Annotated in this window: 21 protein-coding genes and 1 pseudogene; 19 read left to right on the forward strand and 3 right to left on the reverse strand. The window is 33.6% G+C overall.

The window, feature by feature from the left end; all coding sequences use genetic code 11:
* Positions 1-32: 32 nt before the first annotated feature.
* From IPK88_11420 to paaJ, 16 genes and pseudogenes are all read left to right on the forward strand, one after another.
* Positions 33-1,394, forward strand: coding sequence for a YHYH protein (locus tag IPK88_11420; GenBank protein MBK8244025.1), 1,362 nt, complete (start codon positions 33-35; stop codon positions 1,392-1,394).
* A 233-nt stretch (positions 1,395-1,627) separates the two neighbouring features.
* Positions 1,628-2,755, forward strand: a complete 1,128-nt coding sequence (locus IPK88_11425) for a DUF2911 domain-containing protein (protein MBK8244026.1) — start codon at positions 1,628-1,630, stop codon at positions 2,753-2,755.
* 344 nt (positions 2,756-3,099) lie between these two features.
* Entirely contained in the window at positions 3,100-3,450 is a 351-nt protein-coding gene (locus IPK88_11430) for a hypothetical protein (GenBank protein ID MBK8244027.1), read from the forward strand.
* 209 nt (positions 3,451-3,659) lie between these two features.
* Entirely contained in the window at positions 3,660-4,625 is a 966-nt protein-coding gene (locus IPK88_11435; GenBank protein MBK8244028.1) for a dienelactone hydrolase family protein, read from the forward strand.
* 172 nt (positions 4,626-4,797) lie between these two features.
* Positions 4,798-5,160, forward strand: a complete 363-nt coding sequence (locus IPK88_11440; protein ID MBK8244029.1) for a hypothetical protein — start codon at positions 4,798-4,800, stop codon at positions 5,158-5,160.
* A 255-nt stretch (positions 5,161-5,415) separates the two neighbouring features.
* A complete protein-coding gene (locus IPK88_11445; GenBank protein ID MBK8244030.1) occupies positions 5,416-5,940 on the forward strand; it encodes a GNAT family N-acetyltransferase in 525 nt (174 codons plus the stop codon).
* Positions 5,941-6,148: 208 nt separating this feature from the next.
* Positions 6,149-7,561 carry an MBL fold metallo-hydrolase gene (locus IPK88_11450; protein MBK8244031.1) on the forward strand — a complete coding sequence of 471 codons (1,413 nt, stop codon included), beginning with the start codon at positions 6,149-6,151 and terminating at the stop codon, positions 7,559-7,561.
* A gap of 16 nt (positions 7,562-7,577) precedes the next feature.
* Positions 7,578-8,741, forward strand: coding sequence for a homogentisate 1,2-dioxygenase (locus tag IPK88_11455; GenBank protein MBK8244032.1), 1,164 nt, complete (start codon positions 7,578-7,580; stop codon positions 8,739-8,741).
* A gap of 205 nt (positions 8,742-8,946) precedes the next feature.
* Positions 8,947-10,104: a 4-hydroxyphenylpyruvate dioxygenase gene (hppD, locus tag IPK88_11460; GenBank protein ID MBK8244033.1), complete on the forward strand. Its 1,158-nt coding sequence runs from the start codon at positions 8,947-8,949 to the stop codon at positions 10,102-10,104.
* Between the two features lie 130 nt (positions 10,105-10,234).
* Complete coding sequence (gene pdxH / locus IPK88_11465) at positions 10,235-10,840, forward strand: pyridoxamine 5'-phosphate oxidase (protein MBK8244034.1); 606 nt, start codon at positions 10,235-10,237, stop codon at positions 10,838-10,840.
* A 46-nt stretch (positions 10,841-10,886) separates the two neighbouring features.
* Positions 10,887-11,985 (forward strand): annotated as a pseudogene (locus tag IPK88_11470) (acyl-CoA desaturase).
* Between the two features lie 27 nt (positions 11,986-12,012).
* Positions 12,013-12,423, forward strand: a complete 411-nt coding sequence (locus IPK88_11475) for a doxx family protein (GenBank protein MBK8244035.1) — start codon at positions 12,013-12,015, stop codon at positions 12,421-12,423.
* A gap of 30 nt (positions 12,424-12,453) precedes the next feature.
* A complete protein-coding gene (paaA, locus tag IPK88_11480; GenBank protein ID MBK8244036.1) occupies positions 12,454-13,395 on the forward strand; it encodes a 1,2-phenylacetyl-CoA epoxidase subunit A in 942 nt (313 codons plus the stop codon).
* A gap of 1 nt (position 13,396) precedes the next feature.
* Entirely contained in the window at positions 13,397-13,687 is a 291-nt protein-coding gene (gene paaB / locus IPK88_11485; protein ID MBK8244037.1) for a 1,2-phenylacetyl-CoA epoxidase subunit B, read from the forward strand.
* Positions 13,688-13,689: 2 nt separating this feature from the next.
* Entirely contained in the window at positions 13,690-14,448 is a 759-nt protein-coding gene (gene paaC, locus IPK88_11490) for a phenylacetate-CoA oxygenase subunit PaaC (GenBank protein ID MBK8244038.1), read from the forward strand.
* On the forward strand, positions 14,442-14,939 hold the full coding sequence (gene paaJ / locus IPK88_11495) for a phenylacetate-CoA oxygenase subunit PaaJ (protein ID MBK8244039.1): 498 nt from the start codon (positions 14,442-14,444) through the stop codon (positions 14,937-14,939). Before paaC ends, paaJ begins: the two co-directional genes overlap by 7 nt.
* 3 nt (positions 14,940-14,942) lie before the next feature.
* Here the strand turns inward: paaJ and fumC are convergent, their stop codons facing one another.
* Both fumC and IPK88_11505 read right to left on the reverse strand, forming a co-directional pair.
* Positions 14,943-16,340: a class II fumarate hydratase gene (fumC, locus tag IPK88_11500; GenBank protein MBK8244040.1), complete on the reverse strand. Its 1,398-nt coding sequence runs from the start codon at positions 16,338-16,340 to the stop codon at positions 14,943-14,945.
* Between the two features lie 218 nt (positions 16,341-16,558).
* Positions 16,559-18,934, reverse strand: coding sequence for a choice-of-anchor B family protein (locus IPK88_11505; GenBank protein ID MBK8244041.1), 2,376 nt, complete (start codon positions 18,932-18,934; stop codon positions 16,559-16,561).
* A 131-nt stretch (positions 18,935-19,065) separates the two neighbouring features.
* On the opposite strand from IPK88_11505, the gene IPK88_11510 reads away from it, so the two are divergent.
* From IPK88_11510 to IPK88_11520, 3 genes are all read left to right on the forward strand, one after another.
* On the forward strand, positions 19,066-20,937 hold the full coding sequence (locus IPK88_11510) for a gliding motility-associated C-terminal domain-containing protein (protein ID MBK8244042.1): 1,872 nt from the start codon (positions 19,066-19,068) through the stop codon (positions 20,935-20,937).
* Positions 20,938-20,944: 7 nt separating this feature from the next.
* The gene (locus IPK88_11515; GenBank protein MBK8244043.1) at positions 20,945-21,889 is read left to right on the forward strand and encodes a hypothetical protein; all 945 of its coding nucleotides are present in this window, start codon (positions 20,945-20,947) and stop codon (positions 21,887-21,889) included.
* Between the two features lie 102 nt (positions 21,890-21,991).
* Positions 21,992-22,369, forward strand: coding sequence for a GxxExxY protein (locus IPK88_11520; GenBank protein ID MBK8244044.1), 378 nt, complete (start codon positions 21,992-21,994; stop codon positions 22,367-22,369).
* A 497-nt stretch (positions 22,370-22,866) separates the two neighbouring features.
* Here IPK88_11520 and IPK88_11525 read toward each other — a convergent pair whose 3' ends face one another.
* Positions 22,867-23,430, reverse strand: coding sequence for a porin family protein (locus IPK88_11525; protein ID MBK8244045.1), 564 nt, complete (start codon positions 23,428-23,430; stop codon positions 22,867-22,869).
* Between the last annotated feature and the right edge of the window lie 17 nt (positions 23,431-23,447).

Consider the following 23,447-nt stretch of genomic DNA (forward strand, 5'->3'; position numbering starts at 1 on the left):
AATTTTTTAAATCATAATTTAATTGGATTGAAATGAGACATATTTTTATATTAAGTTTTGTACTTCTTCATTATTTTAATACTATGGGACAAACTAATCCTGCAATAACTGCATGGATCCAGAATTCCACTAACATTATGGGGCGTCATTATGTCAAAGGTAATTCGACACCGATTAATGATAATGTGTTAGCCAATGTACAGTCTGTTAAATATTCAGCAACCTCGGTTTACATCGCCACAAATGGAATTCCGGCTTATATTACAGGCCCATTTTTAGATGGCAATCCATCTATTGCAACAGCGCAAAATGCAATATTTAAGTTTACCTTAAGCCCAATTAAAAATGCTGGTACACCAATCAATACAACAGGAGGAAACATTGGAATCTTTATAAATGGTGTAGCCATGTTTGATTATAGAGATGGTGTTTCTTGGCAAAACTCAACCAAATCACTTAAAGGTGGTCCCCTCGGAGGAATGGGAGATGGTATGTGGAATAGAGATGCTGTAGTGGGAGAAAGACTGGGTTTCGATTGTTCGAAAGCTCATCCTGCTATGGGAAATTATCATCACCATCAGAATCCCAGTGCTTTTAAATTAGATTTAAATGTGATTAGTACAGTTTGTAATTTATATGATTCAGATGGATTGTATGTCATCGATAGTACTAAGCATTCGCCGTTGATTGGATTTGCGTATGATGGGTTCCCTGTGTATGGAGCCTATGCTTATAAGAATCTGGATGGAACTGGTGGTGTTGTACGGATGAAATCAAGTTTTAAACTCCGGAAAATAAGTCAAAGAAATACCTCTTCAACTGGCGGCTCGGTTACACCGGGTCCTGATGTAAGTGCCACCTATCCACTGGGGTATTTTAGAGAAGATTATGAATACATTCCAACTTCAGCTACTACCCCTGATTTTCTGGATGAACATAATGGGAGAGTATGTGTAACACCTGAATATCCAAAAGGGATATATTGTTATTTTGCGACCGTTGATGAAGGTTGGAATTCAGCTTATCCTTATTTGATTGGACCTACTTTCTATGGTGTGCGCACTCCTGCGAAAGTTACTTCAATAACAGAGGCGGTTACAACTTATATTCCTTCACCTACAGGCTTTTCCAATCAAAGCAAAGAGGAAATTGATTTACAGGTTTTTCCTAATCCGTCCAATGAGTTTTTAGCGGTCCAACTAAATGGAATTTCAACTGATAATTTAAGAATTGAATTAATGGATAGGTATGGAAAAATTTTAAAATCTGAAATGATTTATCAAGGAAGTACCATTGCATATTTTGACACTAGAACATTGTATTCTGGTATATATTTTGTTCGCCTAAAGAAAAATAAAGATTACCTGATAAAGAAAATTGAAATGATTAAATAGTCAGTGGTGAATTAATTTACGATTTATTTTATATAAAGTAATAATGTCTTTTTGTAAAATTTGAAATGTTTTTTTAAAAAAATTTGATTGTTGCATAGTGAGGATTACTTGATGATTGCGGACTCTTATGATTAATCATTTTTAGTTAAAGTTGCATTAATTTTATGTTGATAGTAATAATGTATGTAATTTTAATTCTCGGATCAATTTATCGTTCATTTAAATGTTTGCAAATGTACCAAAGTAGACAACTTCTGATTTCATTTTTAACTCTAATACTAAGTATTCTTAGTTTTTTCATTGTGAATGCCCAAATGTTAAAACTGCCAGATGGAGGCACAAATTACAAATGCAGTATCGGCAGAACCATTGGTTTAACTCAGATTGACATGACCTGGAATTCCCCGGGTGTCAAAGGCCGTGAAGGCAAAGTCTGGGGTGATCTGGTATATTATGGTTTTTCAGTACTTGGCTACGGTTCGAATGTGGAGTCTCCATGGCGTGCAGGTGCAGATGAGAACACAACCATTTCATTTACCACTGATGTAAGTATAAATGGCAAGAACTTAGCTGCCGGCAAATATGGATTTTTTATTGCCGTTTATCCAGATTCTTGTGTTTTGATTTTCAATAGAAATTCCCAAGCATGGGGAAGTTATTTTTATAATAAAGATTTGGATGTTCTAAGAGTATCCACTCGACAAAATAAAGATGTAAAAGACAGTAAAGAGCGACTGGAATATGTCTTTGAAAATCAAACAGAAAACTCAGTTGAAATCGCTTTGTTATGGGAACATTGGCGCATTCCCATGAAGGTAGAAGTTGAATTGACAAAAACTACTCTGGCTTCCATTAGAACCCAACTCAGCAGCGGAATGGGTTTTGATCCTCCAAGTCTTGAAGCGGGTGCTAATTGGTGTTTAAATCATAATATCAATTTCGATGAAGCATTGAATTGGATTAACTCTGCAACCAATCCAAATTTGGGTGGTGTTAGAACATTCAAGGCACTTTCTACACATGCTGGTTTATTAGGTAAAACGGGGAAGCAAGCAGAAGCTGATAAAATGATGGCGGAAGCTATTGAGTTAGGCGGTGCTATTGATTTACATCAGTACGGAAGAAGTTTGTTGAATCAAAAAAAATATCAGGAAGCCATGATCGTATTCGAAAAGAATTTCAAAAAACATGCCGGGGCTTGGCCAACCAATGTAGGCATGATGCGCGGCTATTCTGCTCTTGGTAATTTGAAAAAAGCCTTGGAGCATGGTAAAGTAGCACTCACCCAAGCGCCTACACCAGAAGATAAGAAGAATATGGAAGGCTTGATTAAAACTTTGGAAGGAGGAAAGGCATTGTAAGCTAGTTTATTTGAAAGTTTTTATAAGTCAGAAGTTATATAATTTCAAAATAGGTTTATGATCTATATGTAATGAAAAAAAGAAGGTATTTGAAATTTTCATTTGGGATAATTAGTTTGACTTTATTGCCATTATTTTGTATTATTTATTTATTTATTTTCGAGTAATGTTTTTGAATCCATTAAGGGAATAGATATGGGTAAAATTTCTGCCGATGAGTTGGATAGATTTTTCCATATGATATAAATAAATTTAGAAACTATAAGAAAGTAATTTTGAATGGAAATGACAAAGAAGATTTCAATAGCTTAGAAATTGCTCGCTCATTAATTAAAAATTTGTGGATGTCCAAGGATACAATTAATGGAATTCATATTACTTTGATTGAACATGTTAGATTTTGGGCATTCATCAGAATCTTAGACATTATAAAAGATGAAAAAGTGGAATACTACATATGGGAGAAGAATAACTTTTGGATTTATTATAAGGAGCCATTGAGTACTGAGGTCTCTGATTTTTTTGGTAATTGTATTATTGGTGGATCTTACATTTCAATTGAAAAAGTAAATCGAAATAATCTACTTCAAGAACAAACACAAAGTTCTTTTTTTCTATTAAAATTGTTTTGGTTGCCTCTAATGCTCTTTGCTTGTTTGATATGGATCAATTTTCAACAATTAAAATATGTTTAAATCTTTTTAACGATTTCTTATCTATATTTTTATAAATCTAGTTTTAATTTAGATTAACAGACGATCGATATCTTGATATTAGCCATTATATTAAAGAAGTAAATTTCTAGTCCTTGAAAAATCACCCATATGGGTGATCCATTCATGAAAATGTCAGCTCAACTTTGCAGGGTTATTTTTTTCTTGAATTTTTAACAAGCGTTAGAATTATGAAACTATCTTATTTATTTAATCTGCTTTTAATATCTTTATTATGGTCTTGCTCGAAAGATAAATCTGATAAACCATCTTATTCAATTGGAAAAAATCAATTTAAAATCCAAGTAGATGGAAAGGAGAGAATTTATTTTGTCCATGTGCCTGCTGGTTATTCCCATGATCGTGAAACTCCCGTCGTATTTATGTTTCATGGAACTGATCAAACGGGTGAACAATTTTATTATATTTCTGGATGGAAGGAAGTAGGCGACGCTCATAATATTCTGACCGTTTTTCCTTCTGCGCTTTCAAATTGTGTAACAGAGGATGGCATAACCAAACCGTCTACCAAATGGAATGTTATCGGGGCCGGATACACTTATTGTAATGGCGTAATACCATCAGATGATATTCATTTTGTGCGCGAAATCATCAAGCAACTTAAAAACAATTATAATGTTGATGCACATAGAATTTACACCGTGGGATTTTCAAATGGAGGTGAATTTGCTGCCAGAACGGCACTCGAAATATCCAACGAACTTGCCGCTTCTACCTCTACTGGAGGATGGGGTGCTATGCCCAGAGACACTACAATCATCCCAAGTAGAAAGCTACCTGTAATGTTAATATTTGGCAATCAGGATGGAAAAATATTGAGTCATTTAGGTCTTCCTTCAAATGCTTCTATACCTATGGGATTTGATTCCGTGTATTCTAAATATCCCTTTTTATATAAAGTTCAGATCGATCCTTATGTTCGGTGTTTTGAGTTGAATGATAAAAGTTATCAGGTTTTAGGTGATACCAATTCTGTGGTTTATGCTAATTATTATGGTGTCAGTGGTATGGCAGCTAATACTTTTAGAATCGTAGAAATAAAAAATCTACATCACGAATATCCCAATGGAATTAATCATCCTTTAAATGGCGCTTTGCATAATTGGGAATGGTTTAAACAGTTTACATTGCCATAATGTTTCACATTTTATAGGTTGAATAAGTTAATTGCAATGAGCAATCACGGTACCTTTAGATACTTATTTTTCCAATGATTCAGATTAATTAATTACCCTAATAAAAATCTTTTATTAGCATTTAAAAATAAATTTTTTATTAGTATTGTTTTTATATTTAATTTCATTATTTTTGACAGATTACTTCATTACACAATATAATTTGCAAATGGATCTCGAGAAAGAAATTAATCATAAAATATCATTATGGATTCGATCTGGATATTCAAATGATCAGGTATTGAATTTACTGAACGATTTTCAATTGTCAGAAATTCAAAAAGCTAATGCATTTAGTAAATATCAACAAAATATTAAAATGTTAAGGACCAGAGTTGGTTTTATTTATCTAGGTATTGGTGGGGTATTAGGTTTTGTTAGCTGTGTTTTTTCGATGCTAATTGATGATCATTTTATTAATTCATGTTTTCTTTATGGTGGAACTTCAATTGCAATACTTCTAGCATTTATAGGATTTTATTTTATTTTTGAGTAGCGTTTTATATAATAAATGAGGCTATTTATTCAAATGGACTACTGTGAAGGAAAATATTAGCCATAGATTTTAATTTGTATTTTTGCTGTGAGTGAATTGTTTTATATAAGACGATTTATTGGTCCAAAAGTGCATTGCTTTGTTTTAAGAATTAATTGACATTCAAGAATCGTTTTAAATGTGTAAATCCTCAATAGCTCTGTAGCTTTACAATTAATTTATTTTGCATATATTTGATTTCAAAACGCCCTCAAAATGAGAATATTTGTAGAAACAGATCGATTGATTTTAAGAGAATTGTTGCCTCAAGACGAACTCGGAATGTTTGAGTTAGATTCAGATCCTGAAGTGCATCGTTTTCTAGGGAATCAACCAGTTAAGGATATGGAACGCATTAGAGAGGTCATAGCATTCGTTCGCCAACAGTATGTAGATAACGGAATAGGGCGTTGGGCAATGGTTGAAAAGCAGACGAACCAATTTATAGGTTGGACTGGCTTAAAATTGGTAAAAGAAGAATTCAATCACCACATTAATTATTATGATTTAGGTTATCGATTGGTCCGTAAATTTTGGGGCAGGGGATACGCTACTGAAGGGGCCATAGCCTCAATACATCATGGGTTTGATACTTTGAGAGTAGAAGAAATTTTTGCGACCACTGATGCCCTGAACATTGCCTCTGCAAATGTTTTGAAAAAAGCAGGGCTAAATTTTATTGAAAGTTTTGTTGATGAAGGGAGTCCATATTATTGGTTTTCGATTAAGCACCCATTATAGTCCGTCTTTTTTTAATCGATTGACTTGTTTTTAGATAGCTTGTTGGGGAATGGGATAGTCTGCTATTTTTTTTATTTTTTCATATTATTATTAAATTGTTGAAATTAAGCGTGTTATATAAAAAACAGCTAAGTATAAAAATTATATAAAGATATAAAGGTCTTTTAATATAATTTATTTATTATCTTTGTGATCTCATTGAGATGATATGAAAATCGAACAAATCTATACAGGATGTCTGTCCCACGCAGCATACTACCTTGAAAGCAATGGAGAGGCAGCCTTATTTGATCCACTAAGAGAGGTCCAACCCTATATAGACCGGGCAGCCAAAGATCATTCACATATCAAATATGTTTTTGAAACGCATTTTCATGCAGATTTTGTTAGTGGACACATTGACTTAGCCGCAAAAACAGGTGCTCAAATCGTTTATGGGCCAACGGCAAAACCAAATTTTTCTGCTATCATAGCATCTGATGGTCAAGTATTCCGTGTTGGAGCTTGTACCGTAAAAGCCATACATACCCCTGGTCATACTTTGGAAAGTACAACTTACCTGATTACTGATGAACACGGAAAAGATCATGGTATTATTTCCGGAGATACCTTGTTTATTGGTGATGTAGGACGTCCGGATTTGGCGCAACACGTCATTGCAGAATTAACAGAAGAAATTCTTGCAGGTAAATTATATGATTCATTACGCAACAAAATTATGCCACTGGCAGATGATCTCATCGTTTACCCAAATCACGGAGCTGGTAGCGCTTGTGGTAAAAATATGAGCAAAGAAACTACGGATACCCTCGGCCACCAGAAATTAGTCAATTATGCCTTGGATCCAAAACTCACTAAAGAAGCATTTATTAAGGTGGTTTTAGATGGTTTGGCACCGCCACCGGCCTATTTCCCAAAAAATGTTTTAATGAATATTAAGGGATATGAAAGTTTTGATCAGGTCATGAACAAAGGTCTAAAGGGTATTAATTTAAGTGAATTTGAATCTCTAATAAATGATCCGACTATACTTATCTTGGATACTCGAACAGCAAGCGATTTTGCCCTTGGTTTTATTCCCAATAGCCTAAATATAGCCCTGGACGGGAGTTTTGCCATGTGGGTAGGGGAATTAATCAGCGACATTCAACAAAAAATAGTTTTAATATGCTATCCGGGGAAGGAGGAAGAAGCCATTACCCGATTAGCAAGAGTGGGATATGATGGGACTATTGGATATTTACAAGGCGGATTTGATCTATGGAAAAATGCAGCTAAACCTGTAGAAAAAATACAACGAATGAGTGCTGCAACTTTTATAGATCAATATGCCACCAATCCATTAATCATAGATGTTAGAAGGAAAAGTGAATTTAACGCTGAACATGTGGTAGATGCGCTCAATATTCCTCTTAATGAATTAACTGCCCATTTAGCCTCATTTCCTAAAGACAAACCATTCATTTTATATTGTGCCGGTGGTTACCGCAGTATGATAGCCGCTTCAATTCTCAAACAAAAAGGATGGCATCAATTTACTGACGTGATCGGCGGATTTGCGGAAATTTCAAAAACGCAGGTCCCTAAAACAAAATATGTATGTCCAACCACATTACTATAATTTTTAAAATAATCTTATGCCCGTATATAGACAAGTAGGAAAGATTCCTCATAAGCGTCACATCGTTTTTAGACAAGACAATGGTTCTTTATATCATGAAGAATTATTTGGAACTGAAGGTTTTGGTGGTATTTCATCTTTGGTCTATCATTTGTATCCACCCACTATGGTTAAAGAAAAAGGAAAGCCATACAGTATACGTCCTGAGGTAGCTATTGAAGATAATTTGCAGAATAGGAGTTATTTGGGGTTTGACGCAACGCCGGAAAATGATTACATTAAAAGTCGAAAAGTGCTGTTTGTAAATGATGACATGCACATTGGCGTTGCTTCACCAAAAAAGAGTTTTGATAATTATTTTTTTAAAAATGTAGATGCAGATGAAATGATTTTTGTTCATCGTGGTTCAGGTGTACTAAAAACCATGTATGGTCAGATTAATTTTGAATATGGTGATTATGTTATCATTCCAAGAGGTACAGTCTATCAATTGGAATTTACATCAGAAGATAATAAATTGTTATTTGTTGAGTCGTTTAGTCCAATAGAAACACCTGCCAAATATAGAAACCAATATGGTCAATTTCTTGAACATTCACCTTTTTGTGAGCGAGACTTAAAACTTCCAACAAATTTAGAAACCCATGATGAAAAAGGTGAGTTTTTAATTAATATCAAGAAACGCGGATTGATTTATCCATATATTTATGAAACACATCCTTTTGATGTTGTCGGATATGATGGATGTTCTTATCCTTATGCGATATCCATATTTAATTTTGAACCGATTACAGGCAGGATCCACATGCCGCCTCCTATCCATCAACAATTTCAAGGAACAAATTTTGTAATATGTTCATTTGTGCCTCGCCTGTATGATTATCATCCACATGCTATTCCGGCACCTTATCATCATAGTAATATAGACAGTGATGAATTATTGTATTATGTAGATGGAGATTTTATGAGTCGAAATAATATTCAAAAAGGACAAATAACACTTCATCCTGCTGGTTTGACACACGGTCCACATCCGGGAGCTATTGAAAGAAGTATTGGTAAAAAAGAAACCAACGAACTTGCTGTAATGATAGATCCGTTTAAACCAGTTCAAATCACTAAAGAAGCATTAAACATTGAAATAAAAGATTATTACAAATCATGGCATTATGATTTATAAAAAAATCTTGCAAAAGAGGAAATTACCCTGTAAGGGTAACCTATTTGTAGACGGATGAAATCCGTCGCATAAATTAAATGGAATTGGTTTTTGGCGACATTTTTGCCTGATTTTGCAAAAATGATGACAAAAACAAACCTGATAAAAATAAATTTAAAAATAAAATAAAAAATAAATGTTTTTCTCAATAATAAATTGATTTAAAATGAATACAACAGATTTAACTGCAGTAAAAAATTATGATTATAGTGGTGAAAAAGTTTTTGATAAAGCACAGGATTTTTTACCCATTAATGGTACCGATTACGTAGAACTTTATGTTGGCAATGCTAAACAAGCGGCACATTTTTATAAGACTGCTTTTGGTTTTCAGGAATTAGCTTATGCCGGATTAGAAACAGGCTTAAGAGATCGTGTATCTTATGTATTGGTTCAAGATAAAATTCGATTGGTTTTAACTACACCTTTTGATCCTGAAAGTGACATTTCACATCACATTCGCAAGCACGGTGATGGAGTGAAAGTTATAGCCCTGTGGGTTGACGATGCTCGTAAAGCATTCGAAGAAACAACTTCACGAGGTGCAAAACCATATATGGATCCTGTCGTCATGCGTGATGATTTTGGTGAATTGGTAAAATCAGGTATTCATACCTACGGTGAAACAGTGCATCTTTTTATAGAAAGAAAAAATTATAAAGGGATATTCATGCCTGGTTATGAAAAATGGGAAACGGAATATAAACCTACACCAACCGGATTGAAATATATTGATCATATGGTTGGAAATGTTGAATTAGGGGGCATGAATATATGGGCTAAATTTTATGGTGACATCATGGGATTTGCTAATTTAATTACTTTCGATGACAAAGATATTTCAACAGAATATACAGCACTCATGAGTAAAGTGATGTCTAATGGTAATGGAAGAATCAAATTTCCAATCAATGAACCTGCACATGGTAAAAAGAAATCCCAAATCGAAGAATATTTGGATTTCTATCGTGGTCCTGGTTGTCAACACATTGCTGTAGCAACAGATAATATTATTTTTACCATTTCAGAAATGCGCAAACGTGGTGTTGAATTTTTATATGTACCAGGTACTTATTATGATACGGTCCAAAATCGTGTAGGTATTATTGAAGAAGATTTAAATGAATTGAAAAAATGGGGTATTATGGTGGATCGTGATGAAGATGGTTATTTGCTCCAAATATTTACAAAACCTGTAGAAGATCGCCCAACCTTATTTTTTGAAATCATCCAAAGAAAAGGTGCAAAATCTTTTGGTAAAGGCAACTTTCAGGCTTTGTTTGAATCTATTGAAGCAGAACAAGCCCGTAGAGGAACTTTATAATATTATTTGATAAACTAATTTGCTAAATGATTAACTTTGATGATCTTTATAAACTATTCAATGATTAAATGGCCATCCCGTGAATCCCGAGTTAAATTATAGATTAAAGTCAGATCGGCAGGAATATCAAATGAACTTTTTGTTAGAAAGTACCGTTCTTGCTGATCCCATTAACCAATTTGGATTGTGGTTGCAGGAAGCTTACGATGCGGGAGATAAGATGGCAAATACTATGGTATTATCCACTGTAGATGCTGAAAATATTCCATCTAGTAGAATCGTGTTGCTAAAAGACGCACATCAAAATGGATTTACTTTTTTCACAAATTACAATAGTAATAAGGCTAAATCTTTGAACCAAAATAAGTACGCTTCATTATTGTTTTTTTGGAAAGATCTCGAAAGACAAGTAATGGTTGTTGGTAAGGTAAACAAACTTTCAAAAGAAGAATCTGCAGCCTATTTTGATACCAGACCAAGAGATTCTCAATTAGCATCATGGGCTTCGAATCAAAGTGAGGTAATAGCTGACCGCGATCAATTAGATGCATCTTTTTTTTATTATCAAAAAAAATTCGAAACAGTTGCGCATATCCCAATGCCAGATCATTGGGGTGGATATATATTAGTACCATCATCTATTGAATTTTGGCAGGGACGTGAGAATCGTTTGAATGATCGGTTACTGTTTACTTCAGAAGATGGAAAGTGGATATTAAACAGACTTTCACCTTAATATTTTTTTTATAATAAATACAATTTTTAAGATATAAAATGTTTAAATGAAAACGATTAGATTTACAAGTAAGGACGAACAAGAAAAACTTTTTACCGCTGCACTTAAAAAAAATGTAAATGATTATTTTGTTAATAATAATATTTCAACTAAAGCAAATTCTACCATGGTCATTAAGACCATTATTATGTTAGCCTTGTACCTGGTTCCATTTATTATTCTGTTAAGCATTCCGATGTCTCTTGGGTTTGCTTTTTTTGTTGGTTGTGATTATGGGTATAGGTATTTCTGGTGTTGGTATGGGTGTAATGCATGATGCATGTCATGGTGCGTATTCTGATAAACCTTGGGTGAATAATTTAGTGTCCGGAAGTTTATATTTATTAGGTAGCAATGTGCTTAATTGGAAAATTCAACATAATGTATTACATCATACCTATACTAATATTTCTGGTTTTGATGAAGACATTGATGATAAAGGGCCTATTCGTCTATCTGAAAATAAACCATTAAAAAAATATCACAGATTTCAATTTATATATGCTTTTTTCTTTTATGGTCTTATGACTATAAACATGTTACTGAATGATTTTTTTCGTTTGTTTAATTATAACAAATTGGGATTGGTCGGTAAGGGTAATGCTTTAAGAAATGAGTTTATTAAAATGTTATTAAGAAAGGTGGTTTATTTAAGTTTGATTTTAGGACTACCTCTATATTTTACTAACTTTAGTTTTTTGCAAATATTAGTTGGTTTTTTCATTATGCATTGGGTGGCAAGTATTATTCTAAGTTTTGTTTTTCAAATGGCTCATGTAGTGGAAGGTGCGGAACAGCCTTTACCAGCCGATAATATGAACGAAGAATGGTCCGTTCATCAGCTTAGAACTACCTCTGATTTTGCTAGAAATAATAAGTTTATTGGATGGTTTGTTGGAGGACTTAATTTTCAAATTGAACACCATTTGTTTACTACGATTTGTCATGTTCATTACCCAAAATTAGCTCCAATCGTTCAACGAACTGCTGAGGAATACGGAATACCTTATAATTTGAAATCTACTTTTGGAAGTGCACTATGGTCACATATTAGTAAATTGATTGAATTAGGTAAAGAACCTTCAATAGGAATAGTAAATAAATGAATCGTTTAATTTTTAAAACTACAATGCATGAATCTTTCTAATTTTTATTTAAACGGTTTACGAATCAGTATTGGAGTTATATATGTATGGTTTGGAATGTTGAAATTTTTTCCGCATCTCAGTCCTGCTGAAGAACTATCTGAAAAGACCATTTCCATTATTACATTTCAATTGTTTACAGGCGTTCTAGCTGTTAAATTATTAGCTGCACTAGAAGTTGCAATTGGTATTCTTCTATTGGTGAATTGGCAATTGAAAATAGCTATTAGCATTATGTTATTTCACATGTTGTGTACCCTTACACCTGCATTTGTCTTACCTGAATTATTTTTCACAAATCCTCCATATGGATTAACCTTGGTTGGTCAGTATATTATAAAAAATTTGGTTTTTATTTTTGGAGCATTGCTCATTTACAATCAACAAAAAAATATTTAGATTTATTTATTAGAATATAACATGTATATTATGACAGAGGAAGAAAAACTAGAACAATTCAATGCAACCATCGAGAAAGATGGAAAAATTGAACCTAATGATTGGATGCCTGATCAATATCGAAAAACGGTTCTAAGACAAATGACCCAACATGCCCATTCAGAAGTCATTGGCATGCAACCAGAAGGTAATTGGGTGTTGAGAGCTCCAACTCTTAGAGCAAAGAAGATTTTGCTTGCAAAAATTCAAGATGAAGGTGGACATGGCTTATATCTATATTCAGCTGCGGAAACTTTAGGTGAGGACCGATCAGAAATGATTCAGCAATTGCATGATGGTAAAGCTAAGTATTCTCATATTTTTAATTATCCTACTTTAAATTGGGCAGATATAGGAGCTATTGGATGGCTTGTTGATGGTGCAGCCATTGTAAATCAAGTTTCTTTACAAAGAACTTCATATGGTCCTTATGCAAGAGCCATGGTCAGAATTTGTAAGGAGGAAAGTTTTCATCAGCGTCAAGGTTATGAAATTATGGCTAAAATGATGAATGGAACCGATGCACAGCGCGAAATGGCCCAGGATGCGATGAATCGTTGGTGGTGGCCATCATTAATGATGTTTGGTCCACATGATAAAGATTCATGGCATACACAGGAGTCTATGCGATGGAAGATAAAGCGCGCAAGTAATGATGATTTGCGTCAACGATTTATTGATAAGACGGTTGACCAAGCACATGTCATTGAATTAACCGTTCCGGATAAAGATTTAAAATTCAATGAAGAAACTAAACATTGGGATATAGGACCTATCAATTGGGATGAATTTTGGAATGTAGTCAAAGGAAATGGTTTATGTAATCACAAAAGAATGGCACATCATATTCAATTTCACAATGAAGGAAAATGGGTTCGAGATGCTGTTATTCAATATGGAGCTAAATTAAATGAACAAATTAAAATGAATTAATATGGAAAATAATAGTGATCAACTCCCATTATGGGAAGTTTTTATACAAAAATCCGGAGGTCCTTTTAAACACGAAGGAAGTGTACATGCTTCTGATGCTAAAATGGCCCTTCAAAATGCACGTGATGTATATACCCGCAGAGGTGAAGGTCGAACCATTTGGGTAGTTCCCGCCAATAGTATTGCTTCAACTACAGTCAATGATGAGGGTGAATTCTTTGATCCGGCAGATAATAAAATTTATAGACACCCAACATTTTACACAGTTCCGGAAGGCGCCAAAAATATTTAAATATGGAACCAAATAAAGTATTGTATCAATTCGTTTTGAGATTGGCAGATCATAATATGATAATGGCCCAACGAATGGCTGAATGGTGTAGTAGAGGTCCTATTCTAGAAGAAGATTTAGCCTTAACCAATATTTCATTGGATTTACTTGGACAAGCAGAACTGTTTTATGATTATGCTGTTGAACTATCAGGTGTAAATCAATGTGCAGATGATCTAGCATTTTTAAGAAGCGAAAGAGCTTATTTAAATTGCTTGTTAGTTGAACAACCCAATGGTGATTATGCAAATACCATGGTAAAGCTGTTGCTTTTTAGTTGTTTTGAAAAACATCTTTATACATCTTTGCTAAATAGTACAGATCACAGAATCGCAGACTTAGCTGCAAAAGGTATTAAAGAGGTGCGATATCATTATAGACACAGTTGCGATTGGGTTGTTCGACTCAGTCTTGGAACTGAAGAAAGTAAGCAAAGGATAATAAATGCAATGATTGAATTATGGCGTTTTGTTGACGATATGTTTGAAATGAATGAGATAGATAGGGCATTAATATCATCTGGAATCAGTGTGGATTTAAATACTTGTTATGCTGCATGGAAATCTGATATGGACCAAATATTTAATGCATGCAAAATAGAAATACCTGATGTTGACAATATAGTAAAAGGTGGTATTCATGGCATTCATACAGAACATCTTGGGCATATATTATGTGAGATGCAATTTTTACAAAGAGCACATCCAGGAGCAAAATGGTAAAGCAATTAATACATACGAAGGACGAAATTTTTAAATTATTGGATGACATTTGTGATCCTGAAATTCCCGTGGTGTCCATTCATGAAATGGGCATCCTCAGGGATGTTAAACTTTATGAAGATACTTGTGAAGTGATCATCACTCCAACTTATTCTGGTTGTCCAGCTATGGACATTATTGAACAAGATATTATTGCCTTACTCAAAAAGAACGGCATTCCAAATATCAAAGTAACGACAATCTATTCACCGGCGTGGACTACGGATTGGATGTCTGATACTACTAAAGAAAAATTGCGAAAATTTGGAATAGCTGCACCTTTGCATTCTTCTTGTTCCAGTTGGTTAAAATCAAGTCAGGAAAATGTTCATTGCCCATTATGCAATTCAACACACACTAAGTTGATTTCGCAATTTGGCTCTACAGCTTGTAAAGCATTATATAAGTGTGAAGATTGTTTGGAGCCCTTTGATTATTTTAAATGTCACTAGTAATTAGATCTTTCCAACCATATCTTCAGGTCTAACCCAAAGATCAAATTCTTCTGCCGTAACATATCCTAATTCTACGGCTGTTTGTTTTAAGGTCTTTCCTTGCTTGTGGGCGGTCTGAGCTATTTCAGCGGCTTTGTAATATCCGATCTTTGTATTCAAAGAAGTTACCAGCATGAGTGAGTGGTCCAGATTGTTTTTAATGTTTTCTGCGATGGGTGCAATACCTTCTGCACAACGATCATTGAATGAAATACATGCATCACCTATCAATCTTGCACTATGTAAAAAATTATATATCATCACAGGTTTGAATACATTTAATTCAAAATGCCCCATGCATCCTCCGACATTTATGGCTACATCATTTCCAAGTACCTGAGCTGCAACCATAGTTAGGGCTTCGCATTGTGTAGGATTAACTTTTCCCGGCATAATAGAAGATCCGGGTTCATTATCCGGTATAGAGATTTCGCCAATACCACACCTTGGACCTGATGCTAATAAACGCACATCATTGGCGATCTTCATGAGGCTGCAAGCTACCGTTTTTAATGCGCCGTGTGCCTCAACTATTGCATCATGTGCTGCTAGTGATTCAAATTTATTTTCAGCCGTTATAAAAGGTAAGCCTGTAAGAGATGCTATATATTGAGCAACGTTTTCGGAATAACCCGGAGGCGTGTTGATCCCAGTTCCAACTGCTGTTCCACCTAAAGCAAGTTCAGATAAATGGGCTAGGGTATGTTCTATAGCTTTGATTCCATGATTTAATTGTGATACGTAGCCTGAAATTTCTTGACCCAATGTTAGTGGTGTCGCATCCATTAAATGTGTACGACCTATTTTAACGATTTTGTTAAATTCAATTGATTTTTGGAGTAGGGTATCTCTTAGTTTTTTAATGCCAGGTATTGTTGTTTCTATTAATATTTTGTAGGCTGCTATATGCATTGCCGTCGGAAATGTATCATTGGATGATTGTGATTTGTTAACATCATCGTTTGGATGAATGATTTTTTTCTCATCCATTAATGAACCGCCTTCTTTTACATGTGCTCGATAAGCTATAACTTCATTGACATTCATATTCGATTGAGTTCCTGAACCTGTTTGCCAAACCACTAATGGAAATTGATCCATCCATTGACCGGCAATAATTTCATCACATACATCAGAAATCAGTTGGCAAGTTTTATGCGATAATACCCCAGCATCTTTATTGGTAAGTGCAGCTGCTTTTTTTAAATACGCGAATGCAATAATGATCTCACGTGGCATTTTATTGATATCTTCAGCAATTTTAAAATTTTCTACTGATCGTTGTGTTTGTGCTCCCCAATATACATGAGCCGGTACTTTGACTTGACCCATAGTATCTTTTTCAATTCTAAATTCCATGCTTTAATTTTTTGCAAATATATATTAAATCACAGATTGATTCAAGTATAAATCAAAGGTAATTTTGAATAATTTATTGAATGAGTAGGATATCAATTATAAGAACAACTATTTTTTAAACAACATACAAGCTGTTAAATAATTATTATCTGTAATTAGTTCTATTTCATTAATAAATGGATCATTTTGTACTATAGTTTCCAATTAAAATGAATAAGTTATTTTTTTAATAATTTAACGGTGACATTTTGCTTTTGTTCTTTAGAATAATAATTAGCGTAAATGAACCCGGAATTCATATTGGACATTGATAACATTTTGTTTTGGTGAGGTCCAACATTTATTTTTTTAATTAATTTTCCCATTGAATTATAAAGGTAAATGGTCTCATTCGTATCATGAGTATTGACTATTGATAATTCATTGTTTATAGGATTGGGATAGAATGTTAAAGGATGACTAGTTGTATTTTCCGTTTCATTTAATATAGTACCCACCAATTTAAATCCATCAAGAGCACCTTTCAAGCCAATGGCCATATCTGTTGAATCCGGATTATTATATAGATGGAATACAAATTGGACACTATCTCTGCTTTTGCCTTTTAGATTTAATTTGAATATGCTTTTTGTATTAAATTTTCCATCTAGTCTTTCAGAAATTTGTTCCAGGGGTATGAGCTCTTGATTTAATTGTAAATAAATTTCTTTGATGGCATCATTCCACCCTCCATAAGCCCAGGCATGATAACTCAATTGAATTTCATCGTAGGGTTGTAAATTCATAACAGGAGAATTTAAATAAATATTTTTCTTGATCCGATTTAGTGTACTACCATCATTAAAATTATCTGTATAGTAACAACTATTTCCAAAATCTTCAGCAATGTCTTTTGTAGGATAATTTGAAGGTGGAGGATCTAATTCTTTGAAATCTCCAATTTTCCATGTGACCAATGAATCTTCCGATTTTACAGACCAGCCAAAATCAATAACAAATTGGTCCTCATATCCTGCTTCAGTTTTTAAATTTATGGTTTTGTCATTTTCAATATTTATGGTACTATCTCCGGTATGTAACATTCCCCATGTTCCTCCCAATACATTCCAAAGGCCTTCATAGACATTACTAATGGTGCATACTCCATTAAGATCTGTCGTTGCATCAAAGCTGAAGTAGTCATTCCATAAACGAATTTTAGCATTCGGAATAGGATCATTAGTGATTTGATTTTGAAGGACAACTTGAACAGTATGCCGATTTAATTCTCGCATGTAAAAATCTAAATTCAGTACTTCAGATGATTTTAAATCAACTACCGTATCAATGGAATGATATCCTGGTTTTTCAATATGAATTTGGGTTAATCCGGATTCACTTAAACCTGTTTTGTAAATTCCGCTGAGTTGACTAAAACGTTGATGTTTTATGGTTCCATTGCTCAGTTTAATGGATGCATTATAAATCGGTAATCCGGTCTGTTGATCACGAATTTTGCCTTGAATATATCCAGCTCGATTTCCATCAAAACGCATTACATACATCCCAAATTCGATATCAGAAGCAATGATAAGTCCGGATTTAAAATAAGGATATACACTCCAACATCCATGAAATCCTTTTTCCTTATCTGGATAGGTATCGTAATAACCCACCTCAACTAAATTATCCGGAAATCTGGTATCAAGTATTCGTACCCCTTCTGTGTACCAGGAAATATAAAGGTGATCCTGTAGGTGAAATACATTATGTGGAATCGTCAATGGATCTGTATCATTTTCAACTTGGAAATAGTCAGTACGTTTAATGTCGTTTGGATCAGAAACATCCCAAGCTTCAACGATGGCTTTGTTGGTTTCATCTGCAGTATAGAGTATTGGTCTGTCTTTTTCAACCCAAACAGAATGTGTAAAATGCTTATAGGTTTGTTGATCTGATAAACGAAGAGGTGAAGTGGGATCTTTGATATCCCAAATACTGAAAACGCCATTAAAAAGTTCTGCACCATAAAAAACATCTTTATAAGCATGTACCTCATGCATGTAAGCGTCCTTATAATCAAAAAGTATGGTAGGTTGCCATGGATCCTGATGTGGATCTAAGATTGCGAATCCATTGCCAATATCTCTTGCGCCACATAAATAAATGTATCCCTTGTCATCAATATAGATCGTATGTGAGGTTAGCATGAGGGTAGGTTCATTATTCTTATTATAAAGAGTTCCAACATATTTATAGCGAATACTATCAACTTGTGACATATCTATGATGAGTAAGGAATCGTTACATTCAGATACCACATAAATATAATGTTCATAGGATTTGAGTTCTCGCCAAAGACATTCGTTGCTTTTTATAAAGAGCAGTTCTTTGGGTTGTGTCGGATCTGATAAAGCATAGATTCTCACACCCTGGCTGGTTCCAAGGATGCCATATTCCTCACCTGCAGGAGATGTGTAACCCCAAATGCTACTGGAATTTTCAGGAGGTTTGACTACAGATAGGAGTTCTACATGATTTTTGATTTGAGCAGTCATTGAAAACTGAATCAATACAAAAATACATATTAATATATATGCATATGTATATTTCATTTTATATCAATTTTATATATGGACAACAAATATAATATGAACTTCACATAGAAGGTGTTAATATTCTAATTTTAACGTTTCTTTTAAGTGGATCTTCTTAACTTTGCCTGATTTTACTATAATTCTTAATTATGAATATGTTAAATAAGTTTAATTTTTTACTTAGTTGTTTTTTCTTGGTTTGTCTTTCTACTATGTTGGAAGCTCAGCCATTGCAATATTTTGATGCAAAAGATAGTGTTAATCTAAGAGAAATTAATGTGCATTATACTTCCGATGCTGGTTGGGTGAATGTTGGAACTACCGCGGACTCAGCAATTATTGTAATTAAATACGATCACTGCGGCCGCCAATTATATACCAAAAAATTTAAAGTTCAGAATTATGTTTTATCCAATATGAGGACCACAATGGATAAAACAAATCCTTCCTTGAGTGACACCATATTAATTACTGCAATAACAAAAGATAGTTTAGGTTCAGGCATTTTTTGTCTGGAACTTCATCCGTACAAAGGAGATGTTAGATTACCTAAAATAACAACAATACCTAATGATACTATTTTTATGAATCCTTGCATAAGTGTTAGTGGTAATCAAAGATTAATTTCGTTTAATTCTGGAACAGACTCAAACAAGTTATCTGGACATGTAATACTGCTAGATGGAAATTTTCAACAAACAAAATCAGTATTATTAGATTCAAATAAGTTGGTAAAAGATATTATTATTAAAAGGAATGGAGAAATAGTTATATCCGTAGATTCTAATTTAATCTATGGATTGAATGATCAATTAGATATACAATACGCAGCTAAGTTAGATTCTCAGTTTATACATTTTAACAGAGGTTTGGATTATGCTACTAATAATGAAGTAATTTGCAGTGGCCATTTTGTCGATGCTAAAGGAGATGGAATAATTATAGTAAGAATTGATAAAGAGGGAAAAACTATAAATCATTCTCCTGAAGCCTATACTTATGATGCAAAACTTGAACCTAGGATTACATCTTTTATTGAACAAGGTCAAGGTTCTTATGGTTATTTAATGAGTTTTTCTAAAAAAGCAAATAGTCTAAGAAAAGATACTTCCGATATAGCTATTATTCGTTTCAATAGCGATCTAACAATTAGAAATACAGCATTCTTTTCCAGATCTCATCATTTAGATTATATAAAAAGTATTTCAAGTGATTATTCTGTTCTTGAAGAAAATATTGTATTTGCTGGAGTTATTCTTGCTGATTCTATATTATATTTTAACAGCAAATTAGCTAATGATTTGCGCATAAATGATATGAAGTGCATTTCTGCTCCGTTTAACTTTACCTACTTGGTTCCCGATTTAAAACAAGATACTTTTATCAATGCAAAATTATCTATCGTTTCAGTTCAAGGAAATAATTCTTCTATTTTTCTTAAATCAGATTCAATAAGTTTAAGGCGTGAATGCACATACTTTGATTTTAAACAAGGTGCAGCAATGGAGATGGGTTGTGTTGGTGATATAAAAGTACTTAGAGTCCAGCCTATTTTATACAGTAGTCAAGATTTGAGTAATCCATATGTGATGTTTAACTGGACTGGTGGAAAAACCAATAGTCCAAGAGATGGCGCCTTTGTTAATGTAACAATTCCAAGTGATGCATTGACAGTAACCACTAAATATTGTGATGAAATAAGTACACTTACTTATAATTTAGCTGAATTAGATTGTATCCAATTTCCAAACATATTCGTTCCATCAAGCGATGATGTTATCAATAAGGATTACAATCCTGTTTACAGCATGATGAATTCAGCGAACATTAATAATATTGAATTTGAAATTTTTAATCGTTGGGGTCATAAAGTTTTTGCTGCTACTGATAAAAATGCTAAATGGGATGGGATGGTAGATGGTAATCCTGCTCCTTCAGATACTTATATCTATAGAATGGTGGCGATTTATCTTAACGGCGAAGTCCGCAAATACAAAGGAACGTTTACACTCATTCGTTAAGTCTATTATGAAGTCAGTTTTTGTAATTGTTCTGGTTTTGTTAAATGCTTTGCTTTCTCCGATTTACAGTCAGGACTTTGAAGATTTTACCATCGATAAAGAGGTCATCATTTTTCTTAAAAAGCAATTTAAGGATTTGAAGGATTTCCAATTGGGAATCAAAGTTAAAAATGATGATAATCAATTATATCTTGATTCTATAGAATATTCCTCTTGGTTTGTTGGTGATTTTAATGACGATGGTCTCAATGATTTATTTGTTACCGGAAATCAAAAGAAGGAGAATGTTACCTATCTCATTATTGCAAAAGAAGACGCCGATGTGTTTGAATTAGTTCATGTTCAACCCATGATCGTTGAAGGGGATTTAAACATTCCAATCATAGAAGAAACAAAAAATGGACCACTGATCATTTATAAACAATTCGCAACAGAACAAAAATTAACTACCGTAAAAGGTCGCGAAGTAAAATATCCTAAAATCTTTAGTGATTATTATAAAATGGGTTTTATTAGAAAAGATACCCTGGTTTATAAATTTAATGGAATTATAGAATATAACTCCATGCCAAGCAAAATTCCACTTCGATATCTTCAATTGCATTCATACTGTCAGTTTGGTGGTTGTCCGGATTATATTATAAAAATAGACAGTTCTGGAAGAATAATTATCAATAATATTAAGAATACGAATTCGGAACCAGGGATTCAAAAATCAACTTGCGAATTAAGTGTTTTTCTAAAATTGCAACAGTTATTGCAATATTTGAAATTAGATAAATTAGAAATGAAGTTTGGAGATAGCAGTGCTGATAAAGCTAATGCACTACAAATAGCCAGACAAAATAGTATCACTTATAAAATAATGGATTATCAACAAGGCGGTACGCTAGGCCTGGAATTATTGTATGATTATTTGAATGAACTTCAGAAAAATGCAGTCTGGGAATAAAACCTAAAAAATAAATATGATTTAAAAAAAATATAATACCTAAAGCTATTTTCTTTACCCTAACTAAATAGTTTTTAAAATAACACTAACCCCACAAACATTATGACAGAGAATGAAATTTCTTATGCGATTATTGGCATAGCCATTGAATTGCATTCAAAACTTGGACCTGGATTACTTGAATCCGTTTATGAGCATACACTAGCTTATGAATTGAGAAAATTCGGATTTTTTGTAGAGCAACAAGTACCCATACCATTAATTTATGAAGATGTAAGATTAGATTGTGGCTATAGACTTGACTTGCGCGTTGAAAGGAAAGTAATCATTGAAATTAAAGCGGTAGATTATATGCCAGGTGTGCATTATGCCCAAGTGCTCACTTATTTAAAATTATGCAATTGTAAATTAGGACTCCTTATGAATTTTAACACCGTTAAATTAAAGGAAGGGATCCATAGAATGGTTAATGGTCTCTGATTTTATTCAGCTTTTGTAAATATTTTCTGTTTTTCTTTCAAGTATTATTTTTCTAATTTACAAATTTTAGAAGGAATTTACTCAAAGGAATTATCGCAAAGTACACATAGGAATTATCGCAAAGTACGCAAAGGAAGAGACGCAAAGTACGCAAAGGAAGAGACGCAAAGTACGCAAAGGAAGAGACGCTAAGTACGCAAAGAAGAGACGCAAAGTTCCCAAAGAATTAAATGGAAATTAGACAATGGAATATTTGCAAAGTACTCAAAGGAATTTAGTCTGAACCGAATATAAATATTCCTTGGCGCCCCCTTTGCGTTCCTTCTTTGCGTACTTTGCGTTATCCCTCTTCGCGCTCTTTGCGTCCCACTTTTAGCGCCCGTTGTATTCCTCCTTGGCATCCTATACGAGAAAGACCAATAATTTCATTTGAATTCAAAAAAAAAACCTGCCAAAATGAATTGACAGGTTTTTTATAATATTCTTAAATTTTATGTTTAGAAGTGGTAAGTTAAACCAAATGATAATGAGCTCATGGTTAAATCCAATCCAAAATTAGTTGTCTTTACAGCATCAGCTGATCCAATTTCTTCGCTTTCAGAATCAAATCCCAAATGTCCAAAATGAGCTTCTAGTCCCCAATTGTCAGCAAACATATAAGTTACTCCTGGGCTAATTCCAACTCCAAAGGCACTTGTTTTGATTTCAGTTGAAGCATTTGTTTTATCAGAACCTGAAACATAGTCTACTCCTAATTCACCAAATAATGTAGCTTTATCACCTATGCTCTTACCATATCTGAAAAATGGGTTAACACCGAAAGCTGAAATATCTTTTCCAGGACTTGCATAACCAACTCTTATTCCTATTGCCATAGCTTCGCTAAGGTGGTATCCAAAAGTTGGAGCAATTGAAAATTGGGATGTATTATCTGCATCACCAACTTTGTGGGAATTAAAGCCTAAATCAACACCAATCCACATTTTGTGGTCTTGAGCAAAAGTTGAAGTAGATAATAAACTTAACACAAAAAGACTTAAAAATAAACACTGCTTTTTCATAATAAATACGTTTTGGT

Source organism: Candidatus Defluviibacterium haderslevense (assembly GCA_016712225.1).
Classification (GTDB): domain Bacteria; phylum Bacteroidota; class Bacteroidia; order Chitinophagales; family Saprospiraceae; genus Vicinibacter; species Vicinibacter haderslevensis.